Raw genomic sequence first — 5,595 nt, forward strand, 5'->3', positions numbered from 1 at the left:
ATATGGTCTGCATTAATCGTACAACTCATTATGCTAGTTATACAACGAAAAGTAAAACGAAAATAGGCATACTCAAATATGGTGTCTGTAATGAGATTCCATCTTATGACCTATATCAATCTTTTTAAATTTCTTGAAAATCCAAGTAATGGTAATCTTTAATTTTGAACTCATTATTTCTAGTTTAATTTATAGGGTGGGAATCAATTGGATTTTTCACGGTTAGAAATTAATTATTGTCGATATTTGGCTCCATATTTAGCAGTAAAAAACCTCCATTAATTATATCACTGTGCTTAATTTCATTCGTGTTTAAAACATCACCATTGAGCTCCATTTTATTTACATATACATTTTCTGGGCTGTTATCAATAGTTTCAATTTCAAACACACCTTCAGGATAATAATCTTTATTTAATTTGATTGATATTTTATCAAAGATAGGACTTGTTATTTGATACGATGGATTACTCTCTGTACCACCATTCATTTGAAACAAACCAATTTTCATCAATACAGCTAAACTCCCCATTAATCCTTGGTCTTCATCTCCATTATAACCAGATGATGGAGACAAACCACTAAATGTTTTACGAACTACATTTCGTGTCCAATATTGGGCTAAGTCTGGCCTTTCTAATTGATTAAAAATATGTGACGTTTGTATGGATGGTTGGTTTCCAAAATTAATTGGAATTCTTCTGTATTCAGGATGTTCTTCAAGCTCATGTGAGGTTCCTGCACTAAAATTTAATTTTTCAGCTTCTTCAAATTGACTATTTAATTTTTTAACAGCTTCTTCATTTCCTCCCATCAATTTTGCTAATCCTTTTAAATTGTGAGGCACAAACCAAGTTGCTTGTGCTGCATTAGCTTCTATAAATCCGATTTTGTATTTATAAGGATCAAAATTTTCATACCATTTGCCATTTACATCTTTAGGGCGCATCCAGCCAGAAACTTTATCATAAACATTTTTAAAATTTGCTGAACGGTTCATGAAATAATAATAATCGTCTTGATTGCCTAATTTTTTGGCTAACTGTGCCAAGGTCCAATCTTGATATGCGTATTCCATAGTAAGGCTGGAGCCATCTTGATGACCACCAAATGTACCCTCTGGAATAGGATAAGGAACATAATTATTCTCCATATAATACTTTAGTCCTCCACCAAGGTTTGTTCTATGTTCATAACCAGACTTTTCCATAATACCCCCTGCCATATGGTTTTTTTTGAGTACTTGGTATATGGACTCTAGATCTTTAGTGATTAACCCTTCTTGAATTGCACTGACAATGAAAGGGGTGCTAGATGCTCCAGTCATAACATAGGTATAATTACCTCCAGATGGACCTCTAGGTATTAGACCTCCATCTTTTTGATATTGCAACAGTGATTGCACAAATTCCTTCTTTATCTCTGGGTATACAAGTCCCCACAAAGTATTTATAGTCCATTGTGCACCCCAAAAAGAATCAGAATTATAATGATTAAATTTAGGTGTACCGTTTTCATTTAATGGTAGCTGCCCAACTCTAAATTTGTCACCAGTATTATCTGGATACTCACCATTAGCATCACTTATAATTCTTCGCCCTTGCAATGCGTGCCATAAGTCAGTATAAAACCTTCTTTGATCTATTTCTGAACCTCCTTCTATAATAATCCTACCTAATAAACGCTCCCATTCTGATTTTGATTCATTTACAACATTCTCAAAATTCCATTTCGGGAGTTCCTTTTTTATATTGTTAGTCGCGTTCTCTATTGATGTATATGAAACACCTGCTTTCATTAAAACAGGCTTGTCTGTTTTTTCTAATTTTATTAAATAACTCCCCGTTATCTCGTCCAATTCAACAGACTCAACTTTTGTATCTAAATGAATTTTAAAAAATATTGTTAATGGTTTTGGTCTTCGGTGGGTTGGAGCAGCAATGAACTTACCAGACAACTCATAATCACTTATTTTTTGCAATTTCCCTTCTATATTTTTACAAGGTCCTAATTTGGTGTTTAAGTTGAATAAAATTGCTCCTCTTTCATTTTTCGGGAATTCATATTTATGAAACCCAACTCGAGTTGTACTGGTTAATGACACTTTAATATTATACCTATCTAACTCTAGATAATGATAACCTGGTTTTATCAATTCTTTTTCATGACTAAACTTTGAATAAAAATCTAAATAAACACTTTTTTCATTTTCTTTTGATAGTACTACTGGCATAACAGATAATCCTGATATTTGCCACGCATGAATATGACTAAAGCCTTTAATTGTGTCTACTTTATAACGATAGCCACTGCTCCAAGCACCGTCAATTTCAGTGTCTGGACTTAAATTCACCATTCCAAAAGGTCTGCTTGCTGACGAAAAGAAAAACCATCTTGAATTCTCAGTATCAAGTAATGGATACACCTTATCAACTATGCTATACCTTTTTGTATTCACGACAGTTTTCAGCTCTTCTTCACATGATGTCAGAAGTAGAAATACTGCGCCTACTATGATTAGTTCACTTTTAAAGATATGTTTTAATTTCATGTCTTTCAATTTTTAATTTTTTAACTTAAACAAGTCTTTGTAAATCCTTTCCTTTCAATTATTGCAACGTCTCTTTTTGGAGTCAATAAGTTTAATTGAAAGTCAAAGGACTTAATTTATAAAATTAGTACTATCCTTAATTTAATTTTGTCACTTTTCTATACATCAATTAAATATAGCAGCTTAAAAAATAGGACTACCTATATTTATCTAACAAAATTAACTTTCTTTTCTAATCCAGAACGACTCTTGATTAAGAAACTAATAATCAGAATTTTGCGTCATTGTATCAGGAGAAATCACCAATTCATTATTAGGAATAGGACGCAAATAATGTTGACCAGAGTCAAATACTCCGTGATCCATATAATGAGGGTTATGCATTTCTAATCGTTCTACTAATTTACCTGTACGTTTTAACACGGTCCATCTATTCTCTTCACCTGCTAGTTCTAATACACGTTCATCTAATATTTCATCAATAGATATTAATGTATAATGATTTGCTACTCCTGTTGCGCGCTCTCTAACTATATTTAAATGTGACAATGCTGAAGTCGTATTTCCTGCGCCTAAATGCGCCTCTGCTGCCAACAAATGTGCGCCTGCAACTCTAAAAACAAAAGTATCACGACTACCCTCTGCTTCTGATTGAATAATTTCATCATCAAATTTCTTAAAAATAGGAAAGTGAATATATTGATTTGGGTTTAAAGTATATAAATATCTCGTTCCTGTAATATCATTTGGCACTACAAATGAATATTCCTTGGATTCAAGCTAACCCTTAGAGATCATCGTACCCAGGAGTTTGAGTAATAGTTCCGTTAGTTCTTAAAATCTCGGATCTATTAACGGGAATAAAATTCAATCTATCATCCCACACTCTATCAAACAACAGAACAGGTGTATAGGTTTTTACACCTGTAGTAACATCTTTAATGATATCTAATCCAAATAAATCTACAACTTCTGTATACTGAGCAATACCCCATCTTCTTACGTCAAAGTATCTATGTTCTTCAAAAACCAATTCAATTCGTCTTTCATTATACAGTCTTTGTCTAAGATTTTCTCCAGTAACAGTATTAGAAATTTCTGGCATACCCACTGTAGGTCTAGCTCTTATTAAATTTAGATACTGTCTGCAAGTTGCTTCATCTCCAAGTTCAAACATAGCTTCTGCATAGTTAAGGTATATTTCACCCAATCTGAAAAAAGTAAAAGGAGAGGTGTAATTATCAGCCCAACTCAAATCGACTTCAACTCCGGGCATAAATTTTCTCAATGTATAATTACTACGAGGATTATCTCCACTTTCTTTATAAGAATCATATCCCCATGTTGCTTCATCTGATGCAACCCACTTCTCAAGAGTTTCTCCATGATATTCAGTTCCATCAAAATTTACAGATTGATATAAACGAGGGTCACGATTGGCATATGGATTCTGCGGATCGTATCCTGAAGCCAAATTTACTGTAGTATTTACAAAATTCACTTTGTTAAATGCAGGTTCTCCATTTACCATGTCGTAATCATTTACCAAATTTTGAGATGGTCCACCAGCGGCAGCCCAACCCCCATAAGCACCCCACCTACGACCAAGCATATACATCGGTTGAGAATGATAATTTGTAGAAGTATAATTCCTACTCCATATCAATTCATTATTAACCGCTCCAGATTCTGCATTAAAAAGTGTTGTGTAATCAGGATGAAGAGAAAATAAATTATCATTAATTAAATCAAATGCTGCATCTGCTGCCTTTTGCCATTTTGTTATGTCATTTTCTGGATTAAACAAAGGGCTTGCCGTATATAAATACATTCTAGAAAGTATCGCTTTGGCAGCCGATTGAGTTACTCTTCCAAAATCAGATTCATCAGCGTGAATAGCATTTGGAAGATCAGACATTGCCGCAGTAATATCCGATTCTATGTATTCTACACATTCATCAATAGTATTCCTTGTTAGCACAGGAATATTATCTAAATCGTAAATTTCTTCTACAATAGGAACTCCTCCATACCTTACAGTTAACCTGAAGTACATATAGGCACGAATAACTCTTGCTTCAGCGACTAAAACCGTACGTTCTTCCTCTGACAATACCTCATCAAATTTCATTTTATCTAGGAATATTAATATTTCTCTAATAAGACTGTAGTCGTTAATCCATGTATTGACACTACCACCACCTCTATGATTTGTCCTATCACTTATATTATCAGAGTTAAGCGTTGCGTTTAATATTGGACCAGGATATCGACTCACATCATTAAAACACATTTCATCGGTTGCCTTGGCCATCATATTTGAACCTTTTGCAACTTGAATACCACTGTAGATATGATTATGGTATGCTCTAATTAATGCTGCATCTGTCCATACTTCAGTTTCCGTAATACGATCTGTCGGATCAATATCAAGAATATCATCGTTACATGAATAAAGTGAAATTATTGCTGTTATTATATAAAGTATTTTTTCCATTTTTTTTATTTAAAATTTAATATTGAAACCAAAATTGATTACTTTAAGTTGTGGATAGTAAATCGTTTGACCACTCACTTCAGGATCAGTAAAATCTATCTCTTTGGCCCAAGTGAGTAAATTAGATCCATTTATATAAAATCTAACATTTTCTAATTTTACTTTTGATGTTAACATTGTTGGTAAGTGATAACCAATCTCTGCACTTTTCAATCTAATAAATGAAGCATCATACAAAAAGAAAGTAGTATTCCCTATATCATTATGTCGAGCTCTTGGCATAGCTCCATCAGGATTATCTAATGTCCACCTATCTTCCGCTCTCTGCACATAGGAATTTGCTGGTTCAGTCGTTCCTAAACCTTTAAATCTCCTGAAATAGTTAACAGCACCTGCTTGTCCTTGAAAAAACAGATTCAAATCAAAATTTTCATAGGTCAAACCTGTACTCAAACCGAACACCCATTCAGGTGTTGATGTTTTATCATTTCTAACTCTATCATTATCATTGATAACACCATCATTGTTTTTGTCTATAATTTTAATA

The 5,595-nt window shown here is 33.3% G+C and carries 3 protein-coding genes and 1 pseudogene; all 4 read right to left on the minus strand.

Features of this window, described 5'->3' with window-relative positions; translation table 11 throughout:
- Nucleotides 1-229: 229 nt before the first annotated feature.
- A complete protein-coding gene (locus V5787_RS07630) occupies nucleotides 230-2,551 on the minus strand; it encodes a GH92 family glycosyl hydrolase (protein ID WP_336892659.1) in 2,322 nt (773 codons plus the stop codon).
- A gap of 261 nt (nucleotides 2,552-2,812) precedes the next feature.
- Nucleotides 2,813-3,304, minus strand: coding sequence for a RagB/SusD family nutrient uptake outer membrane protein (locus V5787_RS07635; RefSeq protein ID WP_336892660.1), 492 nt, complete (start codon nucleotides 3,302-3,304; stop codon nucleotides 2,813-2,815).
- A 34-nt stretch (nucleotides 3,305-3,338) separates the two neighbouring features.
- The gene (locus tag V5787_RS07640; RefSeq protein WP_336892661.1) at nucleotides 3,339-5,048 is read right to left on the minus strand and encodes a RagB/SusD family nutrient uptake outer membrane protein; all 1,710 of its coding nucleotides are present in this window, start codon (nucleotides 5,046-5,048) and stop codon (nucleotides 3,339-3,341) included.
- Nucleotides 5,049-5,057: 9 nt separating this feature from the next.
- A pseudogene (locus V5787_RS07645) lies at nucleotides 5,058-5,595 on the minus strand (hypothetical protein); the annotation flags it as partial.

This window comes from Flavicella sp., from assembly GCF_037132785.1.
Classification (GTDB): Bacteria; Bacteroidota; Bacteroidia; order Flavobacteriales; family Flavobacteriaceae; genus Flavicella.